Source organism: Streptomyces sp. NPDC055287 (genome assembly GCF_053646035.1).
Map to the genome: position 1 here is coordinate 220,378 of NZ_JBSHNE010000006.1, position 23,845 is coordinate 244,222.

The window sequence follows — 23,845 nt, forward strand, 5'->3', positions numbered from 1 at the left end:
GGGGGTCCGTGCGGGGCTACGGGGTGCAGACCTTGCCGATCTCGGTGGCGGCATCCGTGACGGGCCCGATGTCCGGGGTTTCGTCGCCCTTCTCGACCGCGGTGCGGACGTTGTCGACGGCCTTGTTCAGGTCGTCGACGGCCTTCGAGAGGTCCGCGTTGTCCGTGGTGTCGTCAAGGTTCGTCAGTTCCTTGTCGATGTCGTTGAGAGCCTCGTTCAGCTGGGTGGGGTCGTCGGCCGCGTTGGACACGGCCGTGGACAGCTTGTCGACGCTGGTGGCTATGGCGTCGGCGGTCTGCACGCAGTCCATCGCCTTGTCGAGCGCTCCGCAGCCGACGAGGCCGGTGAGCGCCGCGGCGGTGACGACGGCGAGTGCGATACGGCTGGTACGGCTACTACGGCTGCTTCGGCGACTGCGCATGGAGCGGTCCCTCCCCCGGGTACTGCGGGTGTGCGGATACGGGTGTGCGGATACAGGTGTGCGATTACGGGTGTGCGGACGGGCGTACGGTTCGGCCCGTACGCCCGTGCCCTTGGAGACGCCGCCAGGGGCCTCCGCGGTTGCTCGCGGCTCGTGGGAGCCGGTCGGAGTCAGCCGGCGTCAGAGGGTGGCGTCGAGTGCCTTCATCTGGAGGGCGGTGAGGTCGGCGCAGCCGCCGCTCGCGAGGTCGAGGAGTGCGTTGAGTTCCTTGCGGTCGAACGGTTCCGCTTCGGCCGTGCCCTGGACCTCGACGAAGCGGCCGTCGCCGGTGCAGACGACGTTCATGTCGGTCTCGGCGCGGACGTCTTCCTCGTAGCAGAGGTCGAGGAGCGGGATGCCGTCGACGATGCCGACGCTGACGGCGGCGACGGTGCCGGTGAGCGGCTTGCGGCCGGCCTTGACGATCTTCTTGGTCTGGGCCCAGGCAATGGCGTCGGCGAGGGCGACGTAGGCGCCGGTGACGGCTGCGGTGCGGGTGCCGCCGTCGGCCTGGAGTACGTCGCAGTCCAGGACGATGGTGTTTTCGCCGAGTGCCTTGTAGTCGATGACGGCGCGCAGGGAGCGGCCGATGAGGCGGGAGATCTCGTGCGTGCGGCCGCCGATCTTGCCGCGTACGGATTCGCGGTCGCCGCGGGTGTTGGTGGAGCGGGGCAGCATCGAGTATTCGGCGGTGACCCAGCCTTCGCCGCTGCCCTTGCGCCAGCGCGGGACGCCTTCGGTGACGGAGGCGGTGCAGAAGACCTTCGTGTCGCCGAAGGAGATGAGGACGGAGCCCTCGGCGTGCTTGCTCCATCCGCGTTCGATGGTGACCGGGCGGAGCTGTTCGGGGGTGCGGCCGTCGATTCGAGACATGTGTGGAGCCTAGCCGCCGGGCGGGGGCGTGCGTGAGGGGCCCGTTCCGGTTGGTGTTCGCGGAAGGGGCCCCTCACGTCGGAGTCACGGGCGACTCACATCATGTCTTCGATGTCCGCGGCGATGGGGTCGGCGTCGGTGCCGATGACGACCTGGATCGCGCTGCCCATCTTGACGACGCCGTGGGCGCCGGCGGCCTTGAGGGCGACCTCGTCGACGAGGTCCGGGTTGTGGACCTCGGTGCGCAGGCGGGTGATGCAGCCTTCGATCTCGTCGATGTTGTCGATTCCGCCGAGCCCGGCGACGATCTTCTCAGCCTTGCTGGCCATGTCTTTCTCCCTGTTGTTCAAACGGAAGCCTCGGCCCACCGTGGCCGCTTTGCCACGGTAACTCACGGTTGGCCCAACTTCGCGGGCGAGTAACCGCCCTGTACCGAATGATGGCGATCACCGGCGCCCTGTCTTCCGGCCGGGCTCCGGACCGTACCGCAACTGGTCTACACCAGTTTGCGGCACCCGCCAAACTGGCTAGTTCCGGGAGGACGCCGATGAGTTCGGACCGCGGGGCCGCGCCACAGCAGAAGCCACGGCGGGAGTGGCGGAGCGGGCTTTTCCAGGGGCTGCAGAAGGTCGGGCGCAGCCTCCAGCTCCCCGTGGCGGTCCTTCCGGCGGCCGGTCTGCTCGTCAGTCTGGGCAATCTCTTCTCGGCGTATCTGGACGGCGCTTTCTGGGACAAGACTTCCAAGGTCCTCACCCTGGGCGGTACGTCGATCCTGGACGGCGCGTTCGGTCTGCCGCTGCTGTTCTGCATCGGGGTCGCGATCGGCTTCGCGAAGAAGGCCGACGGTTCGACGGCTCTCGCGGCGGTCGCCGGTTTCCTCGTCTACAGCAACGTACTTAAGGCGTTTCCCGTCGACGGCTCGGTCACCGAGGAGCTGCCGGAGGGGATGCCGCAGAATCCGGGTGTCCTCGGCGGCATTCTCATCGGCCTGCTGACCGCGGTGGTCTGGCAGCGCTATCACCGCACGCGGCTCGTCGACTGGCTCGGCTTCTTCAACGGCCGCCGGCTCGTGCCGATCATCATGGCGTTCCTGTGCGTGATTCTCGGCGTGCTGTTCGGGCTGCTGTGGGAGCCGGTGGGTGACGCGCTGACGTGGTTCTCGAAGCAGCTGATCGACTTGGGCGCGTGGGGTGCGGGCATCTTCGGTGTCGCGAACCGGCTGTTGATCCCCATCGGCATGCACCAGTTCCTGAACACCTTCTTCTGGTTCCAGGCGGGTGAGTTCACGACGCCGGAAGGCAAGATCGTCCAGGGTGACCTGACCCGGTTCTTCGCGGAGGACCCGTCTGCGGGCCAGTTCATGTCGGGGTTCTTCCCGATCATGATGTTCGGCCTCCCGGCGGCCGCTCTGGCCATCGCGCACTGCGCCCGTCCCGAGCACCGCAAGAGGGTGATGGGCCTCATGATCTCCGTGGCCCTCACCTCGTTCGTCACGGGCGTGACCGAGCCTCTGGAGTTCTCCTTCATGTTCGCCGCGCCGCTGCTGTACGGGCTGCACGCGCTGCTGACGGGTGCGTCGATGGCGATCACCTGGGCGCTGGGCGTGCATGCGGGCTTCAGCTTCTCGGCCGGTCTGATCGATTACGTCGTCAACTGGCATCTGGACACCAAGCCGTGGCTGATCATTCCGATCGGCCTGTGCTTCGCGGTCGTGTACTACGCGGTCTTCCGCTTCGTGATCACCAAGTTCGACGTCCCCACTCCGGGCCGCGAGCCGGAGGAGGTCGAGAGGGAGGTGGAGGAGGAGACGACCAGGTAGCCCGCCCGGTCCGGGGGCTTTCACCGTACGTGGGCGGGTGTGTTCCGGAGCACGGGAATCGTGGGTTCCTTATCCGTCCTTCACCATGCTAAAACTGGTCTACACCACTGAGTGGTGTAGACCACGTGGCGAGCGCGCCGCGATGTGCCGAAGACGCCGCCGTCCCCCATTTCCCCCTGGCGGCGCCTTGCCCCCTGGAGGAAATGATGTCCACGGACAGCGCCGCCGCCCCCGCGGCCGCCAAGAAGAAGGGCTCCGGCGCGATGGCTGTCATGCAGCGCATCGGCCGCAGCCTCATGCTGCCGGTCGCCGTGCTGCCGGCCGCCGCGCTCCTGGTGCGTTTCGGCCAGGGCGACATGCTCGGCAAGGAGTCGTTCCCGACCATCATCACCAAACTCGCCGATTACATGGCGGCCGGTGGCGGGGCCATCCTCGACAACATGCCGCTGCTGTTCGCCGTCGGTATCGCGATCGGTTTCGCGAAGAAGTCCGACGGTTCGACCGCCCTCGCCGCCGTCACCGGCTACCTGGTCTTCCAGAAGGTGCTCGCCACCTTCACGGACTCCAACCTGCCGAAGGTCGCCGCCGTCGTGGACGGCAAGATCGTCATGAATGAGGCACCGGTCAACGCCGGTGTGCTCGGTGGCGTGGTCATGGGCATCGTCGTCGCCCTGCTGTACCAGAAGTTCTACCGGACCAAGCTGCCCGACTGGGCCGGCTTCTTCGGCGGCCGCCGCCTCGTCCCGATCCTCTCCGCCTTCGCGGGCCTGGTCGTCGGCATCATCTTTGGCCTGATCTGGCCGGTCCTCGGTGCCGGTCTGCACAACCTCAGTGAGTGGCTGGTCGGCTCCGGCGCCGTCGGCGCGGGCATCTTCGGTGTCGCCAACCGCGCGCTGATCCCCATCGGCATGCACCACCTGCTGAACTCCTTCCCGTGGCTCCAGGCCGGTGAGTTCGAGGGCAAGCACGGCGACATCGCCCGCTTCCTCGCGGGCGACCCGAGCGCCGGACAGTTCATGACGGGCTTCTTCCCGATCATGATGTTCGCCCTCCCGGCAGCCTGCCTCGCGATCACCCACTGCGCGCGCCCCGAGCGCCGCAAGGTCGTCGGCGGCATGATGTTCTCCCTCGCGCTCACCGCCTTCGTCACCGGCGTGACCGAGCCGATCGAGTTCACCTTCATGTTCATCGCGCCGGTGCTGTACGCCGTCCACGCGGTGCTGACCGGTGTCTCCATGGCGCTGACCTGGGCGCTCGGCATGAAGGACGGCTTCGGCTTCTCGGCCGGCGCGGTGGACTTCGTGCTCAACCTGGGCATCGCGTCCAACCCGTGGGGCCTGGCGCTGGTCGGCCTGTGCTTCGCGGTGGTCTACTACGTGGTCTTCCGCTTCGCGATCACCAAGTTCAACCTCCCGACGCCGGGCCGCGAGTCCGACGAGGAGCTGGCCGAGCTGCAGAAGGCCGAGGCGAAGTAGGCCTCAGCCGTACGCGCGAGAGGGCCCCCGGACCGTGTCACTGGTCCGGGGGCCCTCTTTTCGCCGCGTTCGCACGCGCAGGTCGTCAGATCTCGTACTCCGCGCCGGCGACCGCCAGTTCCGCCGGCCCGTCGTACACCGCGCGGGCGTCGGCCAGGTTCACCTCGGCGTCCGTCCATGGCGGGATGTGCGTGAGGACCAGCCGGCCGACCCCCGCCCGCGTGGCGTATTCGCCCGCCTCGCGGCCGTTGAGGTGAAGGTCCGGGATGTCCTCCTTGCCGTGCGTGAACGACGCCTCGCACAGGAACAGGTCGACGCCGTCGGCCAGTTCGTGCAGGGCCGCGCAGGTTCCGGTGTCGCCGGAGTACGCGAAGGACCTGCTGCCGTGCTCCACACGGATGCCGTACGCCTCGACCGGGTGCGCCACCCTCTCCGTGCGTACCGTGAAGGGGCCGATGTCGAACACGCCGGGCTTGAGCGTGTGGAAGTCGAAGACCTCGGCCATCGACTTCTCGGTCGGGGTGTCGGCGTACGCGGTCGTGAGGCGCTGCTCGGTGCCTTCGGGGCCGTACACGGGGATCGCGGGGGCGCGGCCGCCGTCGTGCCGGTAGTAGCGCGCGACGAAGTAGCCGCACATGTCGATGCAGTGATCGGCGTGCAGGTGGCTGAGAAAGACAGCGTCGATGTCGTAGAGACCGACGTGGCGCTGCAGCTCGCCGAGGGCGCCGTTGCCCAGGTCGAGAAGCAGCCGGAAGCCGTCGGCCTCGACGAGGTAGCTCGAGCAGGCCGATTCCGCGGACGGGAACGACCCTGAGCAGCCGACGACGGTGAGCTTCATGGAGCGTGAACCTCCGTAACAGGGACGGGGAGGGTTCGTGCGGGTTCGTCGAGCGTAAGGCGCGACGGAGCCGGTCGCTCCTCGATGGCGGGGCGTTGTGGGGGAACTCACCTGCACTGTCACCGGTTCGGGCGGAGCGCGCGCGGCGGGCGGGGCGCCGGTACGGTCGGGGCCATGGACAGGTCCTGGTGGGTGGCGCTGGTCGCCGTCGTGATGATCGCGCTGGTGGCGGCCGTTGTCGATGGCCGGGGGCGGGGAAAACGACCCGGGGGGCGCACGCGTCCGCCCGGGCGCCCCGGGGGGCCGCGTCGGCGCGGGTCGGCGGGGCGGCCCCGGGCCGGGGAGATCTGGTGGGCGGATGTGCCGTACGAGGACGGGCCGGGGTCGAAGGACCGGCCCTGCCTGGTGTTGTCCGTACGGGGTGGCCGCGCCCGGATCGCGAAGATCACCAGCAAGCACCATGCCGAGCGGCCCGGGGTGATCGCGTTGCCGCCGGGGGCGGTGGGGGACGCGCAGGGGCGGCCGAGCTTCCTGGAGACGGATGAGCTGCGGGATGTGGGGGTGCGGGGGTTCCGGCGGCGGGTCGGGGTGGCGGAGCCGGCGGTGTGGGACCGGGTCCGGCATCTGGCCCGCTGATCGGGTGGGGGCGGGGGTGCGGGTGCGGGGGTTCCGGCGGTGGGGTGCGAGCGGAGCGGGGTGCGTGCGGTGTACCGCTACGCGGGGCTTTCCCCGGCCCACCCCTTCCTGAACCGGGGCTCCGCCCCGGGCCCAGCTCCTCAAACGCCGGAGGGGCTGAAAGCTGCCGCTGAGCGGGAAGGCGTCCCGCTGCAGCGGCAAAACTCCAGCCCGCTCGTGCCCTACGCCCAGAGCTGGCCCTGCAGTGTTTCGATGGCCGCCTCGGTGGTCTTGGCCGTGTAGACGCCCGTCGAAAGGTACTTCCAGCCGCCGTCCGCGACGACGAAGACGATGTCCGCCCGCTCGCCCGCCTTGACCGCCTTCTTTCCCACCCCGATCGCCGCGTGCAGCGCCGCCCCGGTCGAGACGCCCGCGAAGATTCCTTCCTGCTGGAGGAGTTCCCGTGTCCGCGTCACCGCGTCCGCCGAGCCGACCGAGAAGCGCGTGGTCAGGACGGACGCGTCGTACAGCTCGGGGACGAAACCCTCGTCGAGGTTGCGCAGGCCGTAGACCAGGTCGTCGTAGCGCGGCTCGGCCGCGACGATCTTGATGTCGGGGAGGTTCTCGCGCAGGTAGCGGCCCACGCCCATGAGGGTGCCCGTGGTGCCCAGGCCGGCCACGAAGTGCGTGATGGTCGGGAGGTCGGTGAGGATCTCCGGGCCCGTGGTGGCGTAGTGCGCGCCCGCGTTGTCGGGGTTGCCGTACTGGTAGAGCATCACCCAGGAGGGGTTCTCCGCGGAGAGTTCCTTGGCGACCCGTACGGCCGTGTTGGAGCCGCCCGCCGCCGGGGACGAGATGATCTTCGCGCCCCACATGGCGAGCAGGTCGCGCCGCTCCTGGGAGGTGTTCTCCGGCATGACGCACACGATGTCGTAGCCCTTGAGGCGGGCTGCCATGGCGAGCGAGATACCGGTGTTGCCGCTGGTGGGCTCCAGGATGGTGCAGCCCGGCGTCAACCGGCCGTCCTTCTCCGCCTGTTCGACCATGTGGAGCGCGGGGCGGTCCTTGATCGAGCCGGTGGGGTTGCGGTCCTCCAGCTTGGCCCAGATGCGGACGTCGTCCGAAGGGGACAGCCTCGGGAGGCGGACGAGCGGCGTGTTGCCGACCGCCGCCAGCGGGGAGTCGTACCGCATCAGACCATGCCGCCGGCGACGGCCGGGAGGATGGTGACGCTGTCGCCGTCGGCGAGCTTGGTGGAGATGCCGTCGAGGAAGCGGACGTCCTCGTCGTTGAGGTAGACGTTCACGAAGCGGCGCAGCTGGCCGCCGTCGACAATGCGCTCCTGGATGCCGGCGTGGCGGGATTCCAGGTCCGTGAAGAGGTCGGCGAGGGTGTCGCCGTTGCCCTGGACGGCCTTGGCGCCGTCCGTGTAGGTGCGGAGGATGGTCGGGATGCGGACCTCGATGGCCATGGCTTTCGACTCCTGTCAGGAGGGTGGCGTGAAAGGCGCGCGGCAGTTCGTCCCCCGCGCAGGGGTAAGCGTGTGCGTGTGCTGGATGACCCGCGGCTCAGGCCGTAGCCGTACAGATTGCGCTGGCGAGCCGGCACAGGTCGACGTGCAGGCGCGCCACGAGCAGCACAGTGCTCGGCGTCGTCTCACTCACGTCGTGGGGAACCATGCGGTCATCGTATAGATTCCCGGGCCACATGCCGGTATGTGATCTCACATCGTGGTCTAAAAACGTTCGTTCCGTGGACAGAGTGCTGGCCCGGGGAGGTAGACGACGGTCGGCGCGCCGGTCGTCGGATGAACGCTGACCTCGGCGGACACCCCGTACACGGTGTGCAGGAGGTCGGCCGTCAGGACTTCCTTCGGGGTGCCGGATGCGACGACGCGGCCGCCGTCCAGGACGTGGACGCGGTCGCAGTAGTACGCCGCGAGGTTGAGGTCGTGCAGGGCGAGCAGGTTGGTTGTGCCCAGGTCGCGCACCAGACCGAGGATCTCCAGCTGGTATCGGATGTCCAGGTGGTTGGTCGGCTCGTCGAGTACGACGAGGGACGGCTGCTGGACGAGGGCGCGGGCCATCAGGGCCCGCTGTCGTTCGCCGCCCGACAGGGACGGGAAGCCGCGCGCCGCGAGGTCCGCGATGCCGACGCGGGCAAGGGCCTCCCGTACGAGAGAGTCGTCGGCGGCCGTGTCCTGTTCCCAGAAGCGCTTGTGCGGGGAGCGGCCCATGGCGACGACCTCGCGGACGGTCAGTTCGAAGCCCGCCGCGCCGCTGTCCTGCGGCACGGTCGCGATGCGCCGGGCGCGGGTCCTGGGGCTCATGGCGTGCAGGTCGTCGCCGTCGAGGAGAACGCGGCCGTGGGTGGGGCGCAGGGTTCCGTACACGCAGCGCAGGAGGGTCGTCTTGCCGCTGCCGTTGGGGCCGATCAGGCCGACGGTCTCGCCGTCGGCGGCCATCAGGGTGACGTCGTCGACGAGGTGGCGGCCTCCGGCGCCGTACGAGAGGCCTTCCACGGTCAGGGTGGTCATGCGGGGGCTCCTTCGGTCGCTCCGCCGCGGCGGCGCAGCATCCACAGGAAGAACGGGCCGCCGGTGAGGGCGGTGAGTACGCCGACGGGGATGTCCTGGGGTGCGGCGACCGTACGGGCGGCCAGGTCGGCCAGGACCAGGAAGACCGCGCCGCCGAGCGCGGCGACGGGGAGCAGCCTGCGGTGTCCGGCGCCGACGGCCATGCGGGCGGCGTGCGGGACCATCAGGCCGACGAAGCCGATCGCGCCGCTGAAGGCGACGAGTACGCCGGTGAGCAGCGAGGCGACGACGAAGACGGCGGCGCGGAAGCGGCCGGTGTCGAGGCCGAGGACGGTGGCGCCCTCCTCCCCCACCAGGAGGAGGTCGAGCGGCCGGGCGAGGGTGATGAGCAGGGCGGTTCCGGCTGCCAGGACGGTCGCGGGGAGCGCGAGCATGTCCCAGCGGGCGCTGCCGAGTCCGCCGAGGGTCCAGTAGAGGATTTCCTTGAGGTGGTCGGCGCGGGCCGAGGTGACCATCAGCAGGCTGGTCAGGGCGGACAGGATGTACGAAACGGCCACTCCGGCGAGGACGAGGCGTCCGGTGGTCATGGCGCCGCCGCCGCGCGCGAGCCCGTACACGAGGACGAGCGAGCCGAGCGCGCCCGCGAAGGCGGCGAGCGGGACGGTGACGGTGGTGGCCAGGCCGGCCCCGAGGCCGAGGACGATGACGCCGACCGCGCCGACCGACGCGCCGGAGGAGACGCCGAGGAGGAAGGGGTCGGCGAGCTGGTTGCGTACGAGGGCCTGGAGGACGGTGCCGATGACGGCGAGCCCGGCGCCGACGACGGCGCCGAGCAGGACGCGGGGCAGGCGTACGTCGAGGACGATCGTGCGGTACGGGCCCGCGTCGGCGGCGCCGGTGACGATCTCCAGCACCTGGGGGGCGGGGATGCGTACGGAACCGAGGGCGAGCCCCGCGACCGCCGCCGCTGCGAGCAGGGCGGTGAGCACGGCGACGAGCAGGGTGTAGCGCAGCCGCCCGCGGGCGGCGGGGGTCTCGCAGCTCACGGCCGCCCGCTACTTCTCGAGCTCGGGGTGGAGTTGGCGCGCGAGGGTGTCGACGGCGGCAGGTGCGCGGACGCCGAGGACCATGTCGGACAGGGGCAGGACGGCGAAGCGCTTGTTCTTGACGGCGGGGACGTCGGCGAGGGCCGGGTCTTCGAGGAGGCGCCGCTTCTTCTGGGCGACGGTGGTGGCGCCGTAGTCGAGGATGACGATGGCCTCGGGCCTGCGGTCGACGACGGTTTCCCACGAGGCGTCGGCGAAGGGCTTGGGGAGGTCGGCGAAGACGTTCCTGCCGCCCGCGCGCTTGACCATCTCGTGGCCGATGCCCGCGCCGCCGATGGTGGAGGCGGTCTTGTCACCGCCGTCGTAGACGAAGACGGAGACGGGGTCGACGTCCGCCAGCTTCTTCTCGGTGGCGGTGTTTCCGGCCTTGGCGGAGTCGATCCAGCGCTCGGCGCGGCCGGCGACGCCGAACGTGCGGCCGATCTCGCGGATCTCCTGGTAGAGGGCGCCCATCGACGTCTTGCCGTCGGCGCAGTACTCGGTGTTCAGGCGGGAGTTGATGCCGGACTTCTTCAGCGTCTCGCGGCTGCGGCCGTCGCCGGCGGAGAAGGCGGAGGCGTAACCGCCGTACACGAAGTCGGGGTTGGCGGCGAGCAGCTTCTCGTACGAGGGGTACTCCTTGGCCAGCACGGGGGTGGCCTTGTACTGCTTCTCGTACTCGGGGAGCACCTTGTCGTCGAGGTAGGCGGTCCCGACGAGGGACTTGGCGAGGCCGAGCTCCAGCATCACCTCGGTGACGTGCTGGTTCATGGTGACGACGCGGGTGGGTGGGGCCTTGTAGGTCGTCTTCACACCGCAGTTGGTGACGGTGTACGGGAAGCCGGGGGCCGCTGTCTTCGCTGCGGCGGCGCCGGGCTTGTCTCCGGTCGCGGTGCAGGCGGTGAGGGGGAGCAGGGCGGCGGCTGTGGCTATGAGCGCGCGGCGCGTGGGGCGAGTACGGCAGGACACAGTGGTGCCTCCTCCGGGGGATTTCCTCGTCCCCTGGTCGGTGGTACGGAGGGCGGCAGGTCAGTTCCTGGCTTCCAGGCGTTGGCGACAGCGTCGTCGGCCTGGTCACAGTGGCGGGACCGTGCCGGATTCGCACCGGCTTCCTGGGTCCTGCCGCCCGGGTCGCGCACATTCTGTCACTGTGTCCCGCGTCGTGATCATTCAGGCCGGGCGGCGTTCTGGATGGTCTCGACGAAGTCGCCGCGTTCGTACCCGGGCACGAAGTGCTCCAGTACGCCGGCCTTCACGTTGCCGAAGGTGGTGTCCGGCTCGGGGGCGATGCCTTCGGTGAAGGCGACGAGGATGCGCTTCTTGCTTTCGGGGTGACCCCTTCGGCGTACGCCGCGCGCGCTTTCGCAGTACGGCTGCGGCCGACGGCGGTTACGCCTCGACCTTGACCTCTTCCTCGGTGATCACTCCGTCCACGATGCGGAACGAGCGGAACTGGAAGGGGCCCGCGTCGTCCGTGTCGGCGGTGGAGACCAGGACGTAGTGCGCGCCGGGTTCGTTCGCGTAACTGATGTCCGTGCGGGACGGGTAGGCCTCGGTCGCCGTGTGCGAGTGGTAGATGATCACGGGCTCTTCGTCGCGGTCGTCCATGTCGCGGTAGAGCTTGAGCAGGTCCGAGGAGTCGAACTCGTAGAACGTGGGCGAGCGGGCGGCGTTCAGCATCGGGACGAAGCGCTCGGGGCGCCCGGACCCGGCCGGGCCGGCGACCACGCCGCAGGCCTCGTCGGGGTGGTCGGCGCGTGCGTGCGCGACGATCTGGTCGTAGAGGGCCTGGGAAAGGGTCAGCATGGGCCCCAGGATAAGCAAAGGGCCCCGCCCGTACCGGTGGATGGTACGGGCGGGACCACATGCTGGACTCGGACGAGCCCGGAGTGGATCAGGCCTTCGGCGGGACGCTCTGCGATGCCGACGGCGTCCGCTTCTTCAGCACCAGCCACGACACGCCGAGCAGCAGCGCCCACAGCGGCGCGCAGTACAGCGAGATCCGCGCGTCCTTGTCGATGCCCATCATCACGATGACCATGCCGATGAAGAGCAGTGCGAACCAGCTCGTGTACGGCGCTCCCGGCGCCCGGAAGGCGGACTGCGGCAGCTCGCCGCGGTCGGCCTTGGCGCGGTAGCGGATCTGGCTGACCAGGATCATGATCCAGGCCCACATGCCGGAGATGGTCGCGAAGGAGACGACGTAGTTGAACGCCTCGCCCGGCCACTGGTAGTTGATCCACACGCCGACCAGCATCAGGCCGGCGGAGAAGGACGTGCCCACGAGGGGCAGGCCGTTCTTGGTCAGCTTGGTGAAGAACTTCGGGCCCTGGCCGTTGAGCGCGAGGTCGCGCAGCATGCGGCCGGTGGAGTACATGCCCGAGTTGCAGGAGGACAGGGCGGCGGTGAGGACCACGAAGTTGACGATGGCCGCGCCGACGCCGAGGCCCATCTTCTCGAACGCCGCAACGAACGGCGAGACGCCCGGCTGGAAGTGGGTCCACGGGACGACCGAAAGGATCATGATCAGCGCGCCGACGTAGAAGACGGCGATGCGCCACGGGACGGTGTTGATGGCCTTGGGCAGGACCGTCTTCGGGTCCTTGGCCTCGCCCGCGGTGACGCCGACCAGCTCGACGGCGAGGAAGGCGAACATGACCAGCTGGAGGGTCATGAGGGTCTGGCCGATGCCGTTGGGGAAGAAGCCGCCCTGGTCCCAGAGCATGGTCACCGACGCGGTGTCGCCGGCGTCGGAGAAGCCGAGGGTGAGGATGCCGGCGCAGATCAGGATCATGCCGACGATCGCGGTCACCTTGATCATCGAGAACCAGAACTCCAGCTCGCCGAAGAGCTTCACGGAGATCAGGTTCACGCAGAAGAGGAGGACCGTGAAGATCAGGGCGAAGACCCACTGCGGCTGATCGGTCCAGCCGTCCGTGCCCTTGGTCCAGTACTGCATGTACTCCGAGGCCGCGGTGACCTCGGTGATGCCGGTGACGACCCAGAAGAGCCAGTACGTCCAGCCGGTCACGAAGCCCGCGAAGGGGCCGACGAACTCGCGGGCGTACTCCGAGAAGGAGCCGGAGACCGGGCGGTACATGAGGAGCTCGCCGAGCGCCCGCATGATGAAGAAGATGACGAGGCCGGCCATGGCGTAGGCCAGGATCAGGCTGGGGCCGGCGATGGAGATGCCCTTGCCCGCGCCGAGGAAGAGGCCGGTGCCGATGGCGCCGCCGATCGCGATCATCTGGATCTGACGGGCCCCGAGTCCGCGCTGGTAACCCTCGCCGGATGTCGTGCCTTCGGCCTCACTGCCGTCGTGCTGCTTGTCGACCTGCACTGAGGTCATGGTGTGTCGCGCCTTTCTCCATGCCGATCCGGCCTTGAACGGCTCGGATCGACTGTGACGATCCTTTGAGGGGCTCGGCCCCCGGATGTGGAATGGAGTTGCGTGCCGGGGTCAGCCGGCGTCAGCGCCCCCGGGGACAGGGGTGGCGTCCCAGGGCGGTCGTGAAGATTTATCACGCTCGCAACAGTGATCCACTGCGCCCAATGTGGCGCACACCACTGGAAAAATGGGACAAACAACGCCCGGGGCGGCAAAGGGGCCCCGGGCGTTAATGCGATCGTTATCCGGATTTGAGTGTCCGTTGAGCGAACAGCGTGATCGATATGTCCGGACAGGTCAGGGCATAGTCAGGGCATAAGCGTTTCGACGAGGCTCTCCTGGAGCGCGCCGAGCCACAGGTACGCCATCACCATCGGCTTGCGCGGGTCGGAGTCCGGCAGCCGGTAGAGCTCCCCGTTCTCGTCCTCGTCCGTGACCTCGAGACGCGTGCCGATGGTCAGCCGCAGATCGTTGAGCGTGCCGAGCCAGCGCTTGCACTCACCGTCCGCGAGCTTGAGTACGGCGCCACCCTCACCGGCGGTGGCCAGCACGTCGAGGCTGCGCACGACGGCGAGCGCGTCCTCGCGCTTGCGCTCGCGCAGGTCGTTCTCGGTGAAGCGCCGGAACTCGGCCGAGTTGGCGCGCACCTCCCGCTCGTGCGCGTCCTCGGGGTCGGCCTGCGGATCGCCGTACGCGTCGGGGAAGAGCCGGGCGAGCGCGGGGTCGGACGGCGCCTCGCTGGGGCCCTGCGCGAACAGCGCTGCCAGCGGGTCCTCGCCCGCCGCCTGCTGCTCACCGGGTCCGAACAGTTCGAGCAGCTGTACGGCCAGGCTGCGCAGGATCGAGATCTCGACCTCGTCGAGCGCGACGGCCGCGCCGCCGCCGGGGATTCCCTCGAAGAGCCCGGCCATCAGCCGCGGTCCTGCGTGAGCGTCGCCCAGAGTCCGTAGCCGTGCATCGCCTGCACGTCACGCTCCATCTCCTCGCGGCTGCCGCTGGAGACGACCGCGCGGCCCTTGTGGTGGACGTCCATCATCAGCTTGTGCGCCTTGTCCTTGGAGTAGCCGAAGTACGCCTGGAAGACATACGCGACATAACTCATGAGATTGACGGGGTCGTTGTGGACCAGCGTCACCCAGGGGACGTCGGGTTCGGGGACGGCGGAGGTTTCCTCGGCCAATTCCGGGCGTTCGATCTCTGCGGGAGCCGTACTCACTTGTCCCATGGTGCCACCGGTGACGCGCCGTCGCACAAACGGCCACGTAGAAATCGTCACTCTGACGAGATTGGGGGTAGCATCCTTGCCATGAACACTGCGGACCTTGGGCTGCCGGTGGATGTGCCGTCGACAGCGCTCTTCACCGACCAGTACGAGTTCACGATGCTGCAGGCCGCCCTCAGGGCCGGCACCGCCGACCGGCGCTCCGTCTTCGAGGTCTTCACCCGCAGGCTGCCCGAGGGGCGCCGGTACGGCGTCGTGGCGGGTACCGGGCGGGTCCTGGACGCCGTGGAGAACTTCCGGTTCGACTCGGGAGTACTGGGCTTCCTGCGGGAGCACGCGATCGTCGACGAACCGACGCTGGAGTGGCTCGCCTCGTACCGCTTCACGGGCGACATCTGGGGCTACCCCGAGGGCGAGGTCTACTTCCCGGGCTCGCCCATCCTGCGCGTCGAGGGCAGCTTCGCCGAGTGCGTGCTGCTGGAGACCGTGATCCTGTCGATCCTCAACCACGACTCGGCCATCGCGGCCGCCGCCTCCCGGATGGCCGCCGCCGCGGGCGGCCGGCCGCTGATCGAGATGGGCGCCCGGCGTACGCACGAACTGTCCGCCGTCGCCTCGTCCCGCGCCGCGTACGTCGGCGGCTTCACCTCCACCTCGGACCTCGCGGCCGGCTTCCGCTACGGCATCCCCACCGTCGGCACCAGCGCGCACGCCTTCACCCTGCTGCACGACAACGAGCGCGACGCCTTTCAGGCGCAGGTCGCCTCGCTGGGGAGCGGTACGACGCTCCTGGTCGACACCTACGACGTCGCCGAGGCCGTCCGTACCGCCGTCGACGTGGCCGGGACGGACCTGGGCGCGGTCCGCATCGACTCGGGCGACCTGCTGCTGGTAGCGCACCGGGTGCGCCAGCAGCTGGACGAGCTGGGGGCCACCCGTACGAGGATCGTGGTGACCAGCGATCTCGACGAGTACGCCATCGCCTCGCTGGCGGCGGCTCCGGTGGACGCGTACGGCGTGGGCACACAGCTGGTCACCGGGAGCGGGCACCCCACCTGCTCCATGGTCTACAAGCTGGTCGCCAGGGCCGAATCGGCGGACCCGGCGGCGCCGCTCCTGTCGGTGGCAAAGAGGTCGACGGGCGGGAAGACGTCGATCGGCGGCCGCAAGTGGGCGGCGCGGCGCGCGGACGCGTACGGCGTGGCGGAGGCCGAGGTCGTCGGCACCGGGCCCGTACCGCCCGAGCTGGCCGGCCGGCAGCTTCAGGTGGAGCTGGTCAAGGGCGGCGAGGTCGTGGCGCGCGAGCCGCTGGACGACGTGCGCGAGAGGCACGTGGCGGCGCGCGAGGCCCTGCCGATGTCCGCGGTGCAGCTGTCGCGGGGCGAGCCCGTCATCCCCACCGAGTACGCATGAACGCAAGGTGAGCGGGCAGCGGCAAGCCAGAGGGCGGGCACCGAGGGTGACGTCGGCCCCCTAGCAGCCAAAGGCCCCCTGCCGCAAGGCCGTTGGAGTCTCTACTCTCGAACCATTGCCCGGACAACCGCATACGCACCGCCGCCGCCGAATCCCCACCGAAGGGCCCCCGCCATGCACCGCGCCTTGATCGTCGTGGACGTTCAGAACGACTTCTGCGAGGGCGGCAGCCTCGCGGTGGCGGGCGGCGCCGATGTCGCCGCAGCCGTCACCGAGCTGATCGGCGACGCCCCGGCCGGGTACCGCCACGTCGTCGCCACCCGCGACCACCACGTCGACCCGGGCGACCACTTCTCCGCCAGCCCGGACTACGTCCACTCCTGGCCGGTGCACTGCGTCGCCGGTACGGAAGGAGTGGGCTTCCATCCGAACTTCGCCCCGGCCGTCGCCTCGGGCGCCATCGCCGCGGTGTTCGACAAGGGCGCCCATTCGGCGGCGTACAGCGGCTTCGAGGGCACCGACGAGAACGATGTCGGGCTGGCCGACTGGCTGCGGGCGCGGGGCGTCACCGAGGTCGACGTCGTCGGCATCGCCACAGACCACTGCGTGCGGGCGACGGCCCTGGACGCGGTCCGTGAGGGCTTCACCACCCACGTGCTGCTCGACCTGACGGCGGGCGTCTCCGAGGCGACGACTGAGCGGGCGCTGGAGGAGATGCGCGAGGCGGGCGTGGAGCTGTCGGGGAAGCCGGTGGTCTAGCCGGGGCCCCGGCGCCCCCCACGCGCCCTCACGCCGGGCGTACGGGTCTGAGCAGGGCGCGTATGGGGTGCCAGAGCTCCACGGCCGTCTTCCCCGGCGCGGTGCGCCACAGCAGGCCGTCCGGGTGGTGCAGAACCGCGGTGATCTCGTCCGGGGTCGGCGGGTGGGCGTTGCCCCGCAGGTAGACCGCCCGCAGGCCGAGGTTGCGCAGCCGCGTCAGGGCGCGGGCCCGGTTCACGGAGTGGACCAGGACGCGGACCTTGTGGCCGTCGCCCGACGGGCTGGGCAGCGTGAGAGCGACGACCACGCTGCCGCCGGGCAACCGTACGAAACCTCCACCGGACATGCCGATCAATCCCCCATAAGACGTCGTGTCAACAAGAGCTGGTCAAGAGGCATCTAAACGTGATCGGCCGCCGCCCGCTAGAGGGCGACGGCCGATCATGCTCTGACCTGCGGTGTTACGAATTACTTGGTCGAGGGACCGACCTTCACGGTGATCGTCGAGCCGCTCTTGGGCTCACTGACGATCGAGATCTTGGTGTTGGTGTCAGGGACATCCACACCACCGGTCGGGTTCTCCTTGTACCAGTACGTCCCCTTGCGGTCGTCGAAGACCGAGACGCCCTTCTGCGACGCCAGCTTCAGCGGCACGTTCGCGTTGTGCAGCGTGAAGCGGTCGGTGCGGTACTTGCTGAAGGACGAGTCGAAGCTCTGGATCTTGTTCCGAAGCAGCTTGCCGTCCGCCCACTTCAGCGGCTTGGCGTGCGCGTCGACCGGAAGGATCAGGCCCTTGCCCGGGTGGGCGCTGGTGTTGTTGTCCTTCTGCGAGGTGTCCCACAGCCAGATCATCAGGCCGTTCTGGTACGGGTAGTGCTCGACCCAGCTCGGCCGGGTGGAGGCGAACCCGAAGTTGTACGGGCCGACCTTGAGGGTCTTGTCGTACGACACGTACTGGCGGTTCTCGGCCAGGTAGTACTGCTCGTACTCCTTGGTGAAGGACTCACCGATGCGCGAGAAACCCTTCGCGGTCCAGCCGTTGTCGTCGCCCTCGGCATTGTCCGTGAACACCGGCTGCCCGTCGGCGGTCACCGTGATCGCGTCCGCCGCGAAGCCCTTGCCGCCCGCGCCGCCGTCCGTCTGGTAGCGGAAGCGGAGGTCGACCTTCTTGCCGGCGTACGCGTCCAGCGGGAAGGCGAGCTTCTTGTACGCGCCGCCCACGCCGGTCAGACCCGGCTTGTCGGCGGCGTCGCGCGGGAGCGCCTTGCCGTCAGAGGTCCCGTCGAGAGCGCTCCAGGTACTGCCGCCATCGGTCGAGACCTCGGCGTACAGCCAGTCGTAGTTCGCCTCGATGTCCCACCAGCCCTGGAGCGACAGCTCGGCCTTGGCCTTGCCGGTCAGGTCCACGGAGCGGGTCAGGGTGTTCTTGAGGTCGTCACCCATGTCGCTCCACCACTGCTTGGAGCCCTCGGCGGGCTTCACGACAGTCGTGGTGACGGCCTTCTTGGGCAGCTCGACGACGAGCGCCTGCGGGTTCTTGGTGTTGTACGCCGAGACGCCCAGCTTGTGCTTCGACTTCGTCGCGGCCTTGGCCTCGTCGTAGTCGAGCCAGCCCAGCTGGAACTTGTCCCAGGCGGTCATGTCGCCGGGCAGGTCACCGATCTCGGTCTTGCCCTTGCCGAGCCAGGAGCCGGCCGACATCAGCGACCAGAAGCCGACGCCGTTCTCGCCCTTGCCCGAGGTGTCGTACAGGTCGGGCAGGCCCAGGTCGTGGCCGTACTCGTGGGCGAAGACGCCGAGGCCGCCGTTCTCGGGCTGCATCGTGTAGTCGCCGACCCAGATGCCGGTCTTGCCGATCTCGGTGCCGCCGGACGGGTTGCCCGCCGGGCCGGTCTTGCCGGCGTCCGTGCCGTACGCGTACCAGCGGTGCGCCCACAGGGCGTTCTCGCCCTCGGCGCCGCCGCCCGCCGACTCGTCCTCGCCCGCGTGGACGATCTGGAAGTGGTCGATGTAGCCGTCGGGCTCGTTGAAGTTGCCGTCGGAGTCGAAGTCGTAGCGGTCCCACTGGTCGTAACCGGCGAGCTGCGCCTTGATCTCGGCGTCCGTCTTGCCCTTGGCCTTCTGGTCGGCGGCCCAGGCGGTGACGCCGTCGCGGACGGTGTCCCACACGTTGGCGCAGTTGCTGTCGCCGCAGTAGTTGGAGCCGTAACGGGCCTCGTTGTAGTCGACCTTGACCCAGTCGGAAACCTCGCCGTCGACCGAATAGCGGCCGGAGGAGGTCTTCTCGTAGTACGTCTTGAGGGAGTCCTTGCCCCTGCCCTCGCCGAAGTACAGCTCCTGGAAGTGCTTCTGGTCGTAATCCTTCTGCCAGGCCGTCGAGTTGTCCTCGGAACGGTCCGGCTCGGCTATCCGGTTGTGCGCGGGGCCGGCTTCGCCGCCGTACTTCTTGACGGGTGGCTGAGGGCCGTCGCCGTCCGGGTCGAACATGGTCGTGTTGTCGACCTTGTCGCCGAACTCCACCAGGATCGTGAAGATCTTGTCGGTCTTCTCCCGGCCCAGCTCGACGTACTTCTTGTCGTCGAGCTTCACGACCTTGGAGGCGCCGCGCTTCTGGACCGTGGCGTCCCCTGCCATGAGCTGCTCGAGCGCCGCCTTGCGCTCCAGCTCCTGCTGCTTGCTGAACGGTCCTTCGAGATCGTGCTCGACATGGCCCTTGGCGGGCGCCGGGTCGCGGCGCTCGATCCCGGCCTTGTCCGTCGCGCCCGCCGGCTTCTCGTCAGCCTGAGCGGTGGCGAATGCGGATCCCGTCGCGGCGGTCGCGGCCATGGCCACGACTACGGCGGCGGCTCTGATCCGCCCTCTGTTGGTGGTCACTTGATGATGTCCTCCCCCGCGGGCCGCGTCAGCACGGAAAGAGTGAGGGGTATTCCGGGCGCGGCGCGCGTCTCAAGTGACGACATTCGACCGGAGTTGCCGCAGAAAAGACAGATCTTGACTTGGACAGCTCAAGTGCACTATGTAGATGCGCGGTTCCGGATACCGGACGCTTTCGCATCGTCGCGGTCCGGTCGCAGGGCGCGTCAATCTCACCTGATGGAATACGGAATGACTCCGTGCGCCCCCGATGCACCGGCACCGTGGGTTAGGTCACGCTTACTACCGGTTCCGTGCGGGCACTCACCGTCGTAGAGTCGCTTGCAGTGCGACCCGGTTGAGACAGACCCCCTATCGCTGCTCCGAGGACGGAAATCGCCATGCCGCGTCCGACTGCCGCACAGTTCGCATACGGTTCAGCCACCGTCGTCTTCTCGACCCTCGCCATGCTGCTGCTGTCGCAAACGGCGTCGGGCATCGGCGTCGCGATCATCGCGCTCGCCGCGCTGGCGCTCGGCCTCCTGGTGGCGCTGACGGTGCCCATGCCGAAGACTGCGCGCACGGTTGCGGGTACGAACGATGCGGCCGTCTCCGAGACGGCCGGCCCGGCGGCCGCCGGCGCGAGCACCGACTCCGCTGTCACCGGCCCCGGCTCCGACGCCGCGGACTACGAGGCGCGGGTACCCGGCCCTCGCCCCGCCGCCGCGCCGTCCGCACGGGCCCACTCGGCGATCGGCGGGCACTCGCTAGGTGGCTGAGACCACCACCGTTTTGGCTGCCTTGTCGTGCAGGCCCTGTCTGTAGGGCTTGTCGACCAGGATCATCACCGCGTTGATGAGCCACCACAGGCAGAAGCAGCAGATCAGAGCCGGCACCCACAGGACCACGGCGCGCAGCAGCGACGCGTTGGTCTGCGGGACCATGCCGCTGTTGAGCATCGCGACGCGCAGGTTCATCAGCCGCTTGCCCACGGTCCGGCCGTCCTTGGCCGTGAAGTAGGTGTCGTAGCCGATGTACACGACCATCGTGACGAACTGCCAGATCAGCGACTTGCCGTCGGACATGGTCGAGACTTCGTCCCAGTCGTCGCTGTTGTAGCTGTCGAACATGCCGAGAAGCCAGCCGATGAGCCCCAGCGGGATGCCGACGATCAGTACGTCGACGATGCGGGCCGCGATGCGCTTGGCGGGAGGGGCGAGTGGCGGCATTCCGGCGAGCGGGTCGGCGGCGCCGCCGCTGTAGGGCGGGGGCGGGGTGCCGTAAGGGGGCTTGTCGTAGGGCGAGTCGCCGTACGGGGACCCGCCGCCGGGGCCCGTCGGACCGCCGGGCCCGCCCGGTCCACCGGGGCCGCCCGGCTCACCGGGGCCGCCTGCGTCGCCCGCCCCCCCGGTGTCGTACGGCCCGCCGCCGGACGGGGGCGGCGGCGGCTGCTCCGGCGGGGGCTTCTTGCGGAACGGGTCGTCGTCGGACGGCTGGCCGGGCGGCGGCTGGTCGGTGCTCATAACGGCAGTCGACAGCTCCCGCCCGCCGCCCGCATCCGGTCGGGTGCCGTTCGGGGGACGCGACCGCCCCTCAGTCCCCCGCCACGAACGTACGAGCCGCCTTGTCGTGCCAGCACTGGCGCCACGGGCGGTCGAACAGGCACCAGGCGGCGTTGACGATGCCAATGGCGAGGACGCCGAGCACGCCGTACACGAGCCAGCGGCGCAGCGCGGCGCCGAACGTCGGGGGCTCGTGCGCCTCGATGTCCCGTACGTGCATCCGGCACAGCTTCTTGCCGAGCGTGCGGCCCCACTTGGCGGTCGGCAGCACCTCGTACACGACTCCGATGAGGAGGTACGCGCCGAGGACGATGCCCAGGTATCCGGCGGTGGTCCCGTCGAGCAGCCACACGGTCACGGTCTCGCCGGAGAGCTTCGCCGCCTCGATCTTGTCGTCGATGTGCGCGAGCGCGGCGGACACGAGCGGTACGGCGACGGCGCCCACGGCTGCGCCGAGGACGACCGTGTCGATGAGCCGTGCGGCCAGCCGCTTGGCGAGCCCGGCGGGCCTGGCCGCCGCCTGCGCCTGGGCGGCCTGCAGGAACGGATCGCTGACCGGCGGCTTCCACGGCACGACGGGCGGTGCGCCCGCCTCCTCCTGGTCCGGCTGCGCCAGCTGGTGCACCTGCTGAGCCCAGGAGGCGGCGCCGCCTCCGGCGCCGGCGGAAACGGGAGCGGCGGCCGCTGCCGCGGCGGCACCGGCCTGGGCGCCCTGATGGCCCGGCACCTGCCCCTGCCCGGGGTTCTGAGCCGGGCCGCCGCCCTGCGCTGTGGCCGGTGCGGTGGCTTGGGCCCGGCCGGGAACCTCCGCCTGACCGGGCGTCTGCCCTTGCCCGGCCCCGGGGAGCTGCCCCGGAGCCTGCGCCTGACCGGGCACTTGCCCCTGTCCGGGGGCCTGGAACCGGCCGGGGGCCTGCCCCTGGCCGGAGGACTGCGCCCGCCCGGAGGACTGCGCCTGACCGGGTACCTGCGCCTGGCCGGGGGCCTGTCCCTGGCCGGGTACCTGTCCCTGCCCCGACGCCTGTCCCTGACCGGGTGTCCGTCCCTGCTCAGGGCTCTGGGAGCCGGTCCGGCCCGGGGCCTGGGGGCGGTTCGCGCCGGGGGTCATGGTCCTGATGGCCATCGTGCCGTCGGCCTGCGCCGTGCGCGGGGACTCCGCGTCGCCGCGGCCCAGGGCGCGGATGGTGACCGTGCCGTCGGTGGGCGGCAGCGTACGGCCGGGCGTACGGACGCCGGGAAGCGCGCCCCCGCTGGGGTCGGCCCCGGTGGCGCGCGGGTCGCGCTCGCCGGAGGCTTCGGGCGCCGCGCCCGGGGCGGCTTCGGGCGAGGAGCCGCCCGTACGGCGGAGGTCGATCCCGCCGCCCCCACGGCGCTGGTCCCCCGCTGCCCGGCCCGGCGTCGCCGGGGCGCGCCGGGGGTCTCCGGCCCCGCCGCCAGGAGCGGACGCACCACCGGAAGAAGTCGTGCCCGGCGCGGGGTCCGGGGTGGAGGAGCCCCAGGAGACCCGGCGGTCGCGGTCGCCGCCGAAGCCGGTCTGGCGGGAGGTGTCCGCCTGCCAGGCGGACGCCGGTTCCGGGGTGTTGCCGTGCAGGTGCGCGCCCTCGGGTTCCTCGTCGAAGAAGAGCGGACCGGTCTCCTCGACGGACGGGGTGGGTGCCGCGGCCGGGGCCGCCGCACCCGGGGGCGCGGCCGGCATTCCCTCGCCGTCCGACGGGGCGGGGCGACTGGTTCCGGGCACCCAGGAAGCCCCGTTCCAGAACCGGACGTAGCCGGGGATGGACGGGTCGGGATAGTAGCCAGGAGTGGGGCTGCTGTCGCCGCTGGCCGGGGTGGGGGCGCTCATCACCGTGTCCCGTATCTAGTCGATGGCCTCGTTATCGAGGTCCACATCTATCAGACCGCCGCGACGCGCCGGGCCGGTCCCGGGGGAAGCACTTCTTTCCGGGCATCCCCGGAGCCTCCCCGAAGTCTTTGAAGTTGTGGGGCGAAAGTCGCGTAATGAACCGGAGGCAAGCCCCTCTCTCCCGGTGAGGACCCGCTCGGAGGGCCCCGTACCTGGAGAGGATGGACCTTCATGCACACGGTGGTGGAACGCGAACTCGAGATCAACCTGGTGCTGTCGCCCGAGCGCAGTATCCCTGTCCCGGCCCGGCTGGCCTACCGTACGGACGACCCGTACGCCGTGCACATCACCTTTCACGTCGGCTCCGACTCCCCGGTCGCCTGGACCTTCGCCCGCGAGCTGCTCGTCGAGGGCGTGTTCCGGCCGTGCGGTCACGGCGACGTACGGATCTGGCCGACCAAGATCGATTCGCGCAGTGTGATCTGCGTCGCCCTCACGTCGCCCGACGGGGACGCGCTCCTGGAGGCACCTTCCGCGGCGGTGTCCGCCTGGCTGGAGCGGACGCTGCTGACGGTCCCGCCGGGGACGGAGACCGGGCGGCTCGGCATGGACGAGGCGCTGGCCGCGCTGCTGACGCCGACCCCGGCCGACGACCTGTGGCTGCGCGACCCGTGGCCGTCGGACGAGTCGAAGGACGGCGAGGCGTGAGTGGGGTCAGCCGGTCACGTACGTATGGGTGAGGAACTCGATCGAGTGCCCGTCCGGGTCGTCGATGTAGAACCCGCGCCCCTGATGGGCGTGGTTGATCTGCTGCGACCGCTCGTGGTGCGGATCGGCCCAGTACGGGAGTTCCCGTTCCCGCACCCGGGCGAGGATCGCGTCGAACTCGCCGTCCGGCACCAGGAACGCGAGATGCTGGGAGACGATCCGGGCGCTCGCGGAGTCGAGGTAGTCGAGCGTGACGCCGTTCTCCAGCGGCACGCTCGCGAACGGGCCGAAGGGCTTCGGTTCCGGGGCGCCCGTCAGCTCCGTCAGGAAACGGGCGGCGGCGAAGCGGTCGCGGCTGTGGACGATGGTGTGGTCGAGGCGCGCGGGCACGGTTCC

Annotated in this window: 26 protein-coding genes, 1 pseudogene and 1 riboswitch; of the genes and pseudogenes, 7 read left to right on the forward strand and 20 right to left on the reverse strand. The window is 69.9% G+C overall.

What is annotated here, in order from left to right; all coding sequences use genetic code 11:
* Positions 1–16 precede the first annotated feature (16 nt).
* The 3 genes from ACWIHY_RS12800 to ACWIHY_RS12810 form a co-directional block, all read right to left on the reverse strand.
* On the reverse strand, positions 17–421 hold the full coding sequence (locus ACWIHY_RS12800) for a hypothetical protein (RefSeq protein WP_454375664.1): 405 nt from the start codon (positions 419–421) through the stop codon (positions 17–19).
* Positions 422–601: 180 nt separating this feature from the next.
* A complete protein-coding gene (gene rph / locus ACWIHY_RS12805) occupies positions 602–1,333 on the reverse strand; it encodes a ribonuclease PH (protein WP_454375665.1) in 732 nt (243 codons plus the stop codon).
* A gap of 95 nt (positions 1,334–1,428) precedes the next feature.
* Positions 1,429–1,662 (reverse strand): glucose PTS transporter subunit EIIB, encoded by a 234-nt coding sequence (locus ACWIHY_RS12810; RefSeq protein WP_069928600.1) that lies wholly within the window; start codon positions 1,660–1,662, stop codon positions 1,429–1,431.
* Between the two features lie 218 nt (positions 1,663–1,880).
* Here ACWIHY_RS12810 and ACWIHY_RS12815 point away from each other — a divergent pair, with 218 nt between their 5' ends.
* Together ACWIHY_RS12815 and ACWIHY_RS12820 are read left to right on the forward strand one after the other, a co-directional pair.
* Entirely contained in the window at positions 1,881–3,152 is a 1,272-nt protein-coding gene (locus ACWIHY_RS12815) for a PTS transporter subunit EIIC (RefSeq protein WP_454375666.1), read from the forward strand.
* 206 nt (positions 3,153–3,358) lie between these two features.
* Entirely contained in the window at positions 3,359–4,627 is a 1,269-nt protein-coding gene (locus ACWIHY_RS12820; protein WP_454375667.1) for a PTS transporter subunit EIIC, read from the forward strand.
* Between the two features lie 85 nt (positions 4,628–4,712).
* Here ACWIHY_RS12820 and ACWIHY_RS12825 read toward each other — a convergent pair whose 3' ends face one another.
* Positions 4,713–5,465, reverse strand: a complete 753-nt coding sequence (locus ACWIHY_RS12825) for an MBL fold metallo-hydrolase (protein ID WP_454375668.1) — start codon at positions 5,463–5,465, stop codon at positions 4,713–4,715.
* Between the two features lie 174 nt (positions 5,466–5,639).
* Here ACWIHY_RS12825 and ACWIHY_RS12830 point away from each other — a divergent pair, with 174 nt between their 5' ends.
* Positions 5,640–6,101 carry a type II toxin-antitoxin system PemK/MazF family toxin gene (locus tag ACWIHY_RS12830; protein ID WP_454375669.1) on the forward strand — a complete coding sequence of 154 codons (462 nt, stop codon included), beginning with the start codon at positions 5,640–5,642 and terminating at the stop codon, positions 6,099–6,101.
* Between the two features lie 221 nt (positions 6,102–6,322).
* Here ACWIHY_RS12830 and ACWIHY_RS12835 read toward each other — a convergent pair whose 3' ends face one another.
* The 11 genes and pseudogenes from ACWIHY_RS12835 to clpS form a co-directional block, all read right to left on the reverse strand.
* Positions 6,323–7,273 (reverse strand): PLP-dependent cysteine synthase family protein, encoded by a 951-nt coding sequence (locus tag ACWIHY_RS12835; RefSeq protein ID WP_454375670.1) that lies wholly within the window; start codon positions 7,271–7,273, stop codon positions 6,323–6,325.
* Positions 7,273–7,551, reverse strand: coding sequence for a MoaD/ThiS family protein (locus tag ACWIHY_RS12840; RefSeq protein ID WP_454375671.1), 279 nt, complete (start codon positions 7,549–7,551; stop codon positions 7,273–7,275). Before ACWIHY_RS12840 ends, ACWIHY_RS12835 begins: the two co-directional genes overlap by 1 nt.
* Before the next feature lie 97 nt (positions 7,552–7,648).
* Entirely contained in the window at positions 7,649–7,759 is a 111-nt protein-coding gene (locus tag ACWIHY_RS12845; RefSeq protein WP_454375672.1) for a putative leader peptide, read from the reverse strand.
* Positions 7,760–7,815: 56 nt separating this feature from the next.
* A complete protein-coding gene (locus tag ACWIHY_RS12850) occupies positions 7,816–8,616 on the reverse strand; it encodes an ABC transporter ATP-binding protein (protein ID WP_454375673.1) in 801 nt (266 codons plus the stop codon).
* On the reverse strand, positions 8,613–9,662 hold the full coding sequence (locus tag ACWIHY_RS12855; RefSeq protein ID WP_454375674.1) for a FecCD family ABC transporter permease: 1,050 nt from the start codon (positions 9,660–9,662) through the stop codon (positions 8,613–8,615). The genes ACWIHY_RS12850 and ACWIHY_RS12855 overlap by 4 nt, the downstream gene beginning before the upstream one ends.
* A 9-nt stretch (positions 9,663–9,671) precedes the next feature.
* Entirely contained in the window at positions 9,672–10,670 is a 999-nt protein-coding gene (locus ACWIHY_RS12860; protein WP_454375675.1) for an ABC transporter substrate-binding protein, read from the reverse strand.
* Between the two features lie 41 nt (positions 10,671–10,711).
* Positions 10,712–10,839: riboswitch (cobalamin riboswitch) on the reverse strand.
* A gap of 28 nt (positions 10,840–10,867) precedes the next feature.
* Positions 10,868–11,026 (reverse strand): annotated as a pseudogene (locus ACWIHY_RS12865) (diguanylate cyclase); the annotation flags it as partial.
* Between the two features lie 64 nt (positions 11,027–11,090).
* Positions 11,091–11,507, reverse strand: coding sequence for a Mov34/MPN/PAD-1 family protein (locus ACWIHY_RS12870; RefSeq protein ID WP_454375676.1), 417 nt, complete (start codon positions 11,505–11,507; stop codon positions 11,091–11,093).
* Positions 11,508–11,595: 88 nt separating this feature from the next.
* Positions 11,596–13,050 carry an amino acid permease gene (locus tag ACWIHY_RS12875; protein ID WP_454375677.1) on the reverse strand — a complete coding sequence of 485 codons (1,455 nt, stop codon included), beginning with the start codon at positions 13,048–13,050 and terminating at the stop codon, positions 11,596–11,598.
* Between the two features lie 347 nt (positions 13,051–13,397).
* Positions 13,398–14,000 (reverse strand): DUF2017 domain-containing protein, encoded by a 603-nt coding sequence (locus ACWIHY_RS12880; protein ID WP_454375678.1) that lies wholly within the window; start codon positions 13,998–14,000, stop codon positions 13,398–13,400.
* Entirely contained in the window at positions 14,000–14,314 is a 315-nt protein-coding gene (gene clpS / locus ACWIHY_RS12885; RefSeq protein WP_454375679.1) for an ATP-dependent Clp protease adapter ClpS, read from the reverse strand. Before clpS ends, ACWIHY_RS12880 begins: the two co-directional genes overlap by 1 nt.
* Before the next feature lie 81 nt (positions 14,315–14,395).
* Between clpS and ACWIHY_RS12890 the strand changes: the two genes are divergently transcribed.
* Positions 14,396–15,724: a nicotinate phosphoribosyltransferase gene (locus ACWIHY_RS12890; RefSeq protein WP_454375680.1), complete on the forward strand. Its 1,329-nt coding sequence runs from the start codon at positions 14,396–14,398 to the stop codon at positions 15,722–15,724.
* 174 nt (positions 15,725–15,898) lie between these two features.
* A complete protein-coding gene (locus ACWIHY_RS12895; RefSeq protein WP_454375681.1) occupies positions 15,899–16,483 on the forward strand; it encodes an isochorismatase family protein in 585 nt (194 codons plus the stop codon).
* A gap of 28 nt (positions 16,484–16,511) precedes the next feature.
* Here the strand turns inward: ACWIHY_RS12895 and ACWIHY_RS12900 are convergent, their stop codons facing one another.
* Both ACWIHY_RS12900 and ACWIHY_RS12905 read right to left on the reverse strand, forming a co-directional pair.
* On the reverse strand, positions 16,512–16,829 hold the full coding sequence (locus tag ACWIHY_RS12900; RefSeq protein ID WP_454375682.1) for a hypothetical protein: 318 nt from the start codon (positions 16,827–16,829) through the stop codon (positions 16,512–16,514).
* Between the two features lie 122 nt (positions 16,830–16,951).
* The gene (locus tag ACWIHY_RS12905; RefSeq protein WP_454375771.1) at positions 16,952–19,309 is read right to left on the reverse strand and encodes an immune inhibitor A domain-containing protein; all 2,358 of its coding nucleotides are present in this window, start codon (positions 19,307–19,309) and stop codon (positions 16,952–16,954) included.
* A gap of 428 nt (positions 19,310–19,737) precedes the next feature.
* On the opposite strand from ACWIHY_RS12905, the gene ACWIHY_RS12910 reads away from it, so the two are divergent.
* On the forward strand, positions 19,738–20,115 hold the full coding sequence (locus ACWIHY_RS12910) for a hypothetical protein (RefSeq protein WP_454375683.1): 378 nt from the start codon (positions 19,738–19,740) through the stop codon (positions 20,113–20,115).
* Here ACWIHY_RS12910 and ACWIHY_RS12915 read toward each other — a convergent pair.
* Positions 20,104–20,859, reverse strand: coding sequence for an RDD family protein (locus ACWIHY_RS12915; RefSeq protein WP_454375684.1), 756 nt, complete (start codon positions 20,857–20,859; stop codon positions 20,104–20,106). The genes ACWIHY_RS12910 and ACWIHY_RS12915 overlap by 12 nt on opposite strands.
* Before the next feature lie 70 nt (positions 20,860–20,929).
* A complete protein-coding gene (locus ACWIHY_RS12920; RefSeq protein WP_454375685.1) occupies positions 20,930–22,741 on the reverse strand; it encodes an RDD family protein in 1,812 nt (603 codons plus the stop codon).
* Positions 22,742–22,972: 231 nt separating this feature from the next.
* On the opposite strand from ACWIHY_RS12920, the gene ACWIHY_RS12925 reads away from it, so the two are divergent.
* Positions 22,973–23,449 (forward strand): SsgA family sporulation/cell division regulator, encoded by a 477-nt coding sequence (locus ACWIHY_RS12925; RefSeq protein WP_454375686.1) that lies wholly within the window; start codon positions 22,973–22,975, stop codon positions 23,447–23,449.
* A gap of 6 nt (positions 23,450–23,455) precedes the next feature.
* Here the strand turns inward: ACWIHY_RS12925 and ACWIHY_RS12930 are convergent, their stop codons facing one another.
* Positions 23,456–23,839, reverse strand: coding sequence for a VOC family protein (locus ACWIHY_RS12930; RefSeq protein WP_454375687.1), 384 nt, complete (start codon positions 23,837–23,839; stop codon positions 23,456–23,458).
* Positions 23,840–23,845 lie beyond the last annotated feature (6 nt).

Bases quoted from the DNA above. Each gene is read 5' to 3' on its own strand.
- ACWIHY_RS12800 (WP_454375664.1), bottom strand. From the start codon at position 421: ATGCGCAGTCGCCGAAGCAGCCGTAGTAGCCGTACCAGCCGTATCGCA.
- rph (WP_454375665.1), bottom strand. From the start codon at position 1,333: ATGTCTCGAATCGACGGCCGCACCCCCGAACAGCTCCGCCCGGTCACC.
- ACWIHY_RS12810 (WP_069928600.1), bottom strand. From the start codon at position 1,662: ATGGCCAGCAAGGCTGAGAAGATCGTCGCCGGGCTCGGCGGAATCGAC.
- ACWIHY_RS12815 (WP_454375666.1), top strand. From the start codon at position 1,881: ATGAGTTCGGACCGCGGGGCCGCGCCACAGCAGAAGCCACGGCGGGAG.
- ACWIHY_RS12820 (WP_454375667.1), top strand. From the start codon at position 3,359: ATGTCCACGGACAGCGCCGCCGCCCCCGCGGCCGCCAAGAAGAAGGGC.
- ACWIHY_RS12825 (WP_454375668.1), bottom strand. From the start codon at position 5,465: ATGAAGCTCACCGTCGTCGGCTGCTCAGGGTCGTTCCCGTCCGCGGAA.
- ACWIHY_RS12830 (WP_454375669.1), top strand. From the start codon at position 5,640: ATGGACAGGTCCTGGTGGGTGGCGCTGGTCGCCGTCGTGATGATCGCG.
- ACWIHY_RS12835 (WP_454375670.1), bottom strand. From the start codon at position 7,273: ATGCGGTACGACTCCCCGCTGGCGGCGGTCGGCAACACGCCGCTCGTC.
- ACWIHY_RS12840 (WP_454375671.1), bottom strand. From the start codon at position 7,551: ATGGCCATCGAGGTCCGCATCCCGACCATCCTCCGCACCTACACGGAC.
- ACWIHY_RS12845 (WP_454375672.1), bottom strand. From the start codon at position 7,759: ATGGTTCCCCACGACGTGAGTGAGACGACGCCGAGCACTGTGCTGCTC.
- ACWIHY_RS12850 (WP_454375673.1), bottom strand. From the start codon at position 8,616: ATGACCACCCTGACCGTGGAAGGCCTCTCGTACGGCGCCGGAGGCCGC.
- ACWIHY_RS12870 (WP_454375676.1), bottom strand. From the start codon at position 11,507: ATGCTGACCCTTTCCCAGGCCCTCTACGACCAGATCGTCGCGCACGCA.
- ACWIHY_RS12875 (WP_454375677.1), bottom strand. From the start codon at position 13,050: ATGACCTCAGTGCAGGTCGACAAGCAGCACGACGGCAGTGAGGCCGAA.
- ACWIHY_RS12880 (WP_454375678.1), bottom strand. From the start codon at position 14,000: ATGGCCGGGCTCTTCGAGGGAATCCCCGGCGGCGGCGCGGCCGTCGCG.
- clpS (WP_454375679.1), bottom strand. From the start codon at position 14,314: ATGGGACAAGTGAGTACGGCTCCCGCAGAGATCGAACGCCCGGAATTG.
- ACWIHY_RS12890 (WP_454375680.1), top strand. From the start codon at position 14,396: ATGAACACTGCGGACCTTGGGCTGCCGGTGGATGTGCCGTCGACAGCG.
- ACWIHY_RS12895 (WP_454375681.1), top strand. From the start codon at position 15,899: ATGCACCGCGCCTTGATCGTCGTGGACGTTCAGAACGACTTCTGCGAG.
- ACWIHY_RS12900 (WP_454375682.1), bottom strand. From the start codon at position 16,829: ATGTCCGGTGGAGGTTTCGTACGGTTGCCCGGCGGCAGCGTGGTCGTC.
- ACWIHY_RS12905 (WP_454375771.1), bottom strand. From the start codon at position 19,309: ATGGCCGCGACCGCCGCGACGGGATCCGCATTCGCCACCGCTCAGGCT.
- ACWIHY_RS12910 (WP_454375683.1), top strand. From the start codon at position 19,738: ATGCCGCGTCCGACTGCCGCACAGTTCGCATACGGTTCAGCCACCGTC.
- ACWIHY_RS12915 (WP_454375684.1), bottom strand. From the start codon at position 20,859: ATGAGCACCGACCAGCCGCCGCCCGGCCAGCCGTCCGACGACGACCCG.
- ACWIHY_RS12920 (WP_454375685.1), bottom strand. From the start codon at position 22,741: ATGAGCGCCCCCACCCCGGCCAGCGGCGACAGCAGCCCCACTCCTGGC.
- ACWIHY_RS12925 (WP_454375686.1), top strand. From the start codon at position 22,973: ATGCACACGGTGGTGGAACGCGAACTCGAGATCAACCTGGTGCTGTCG.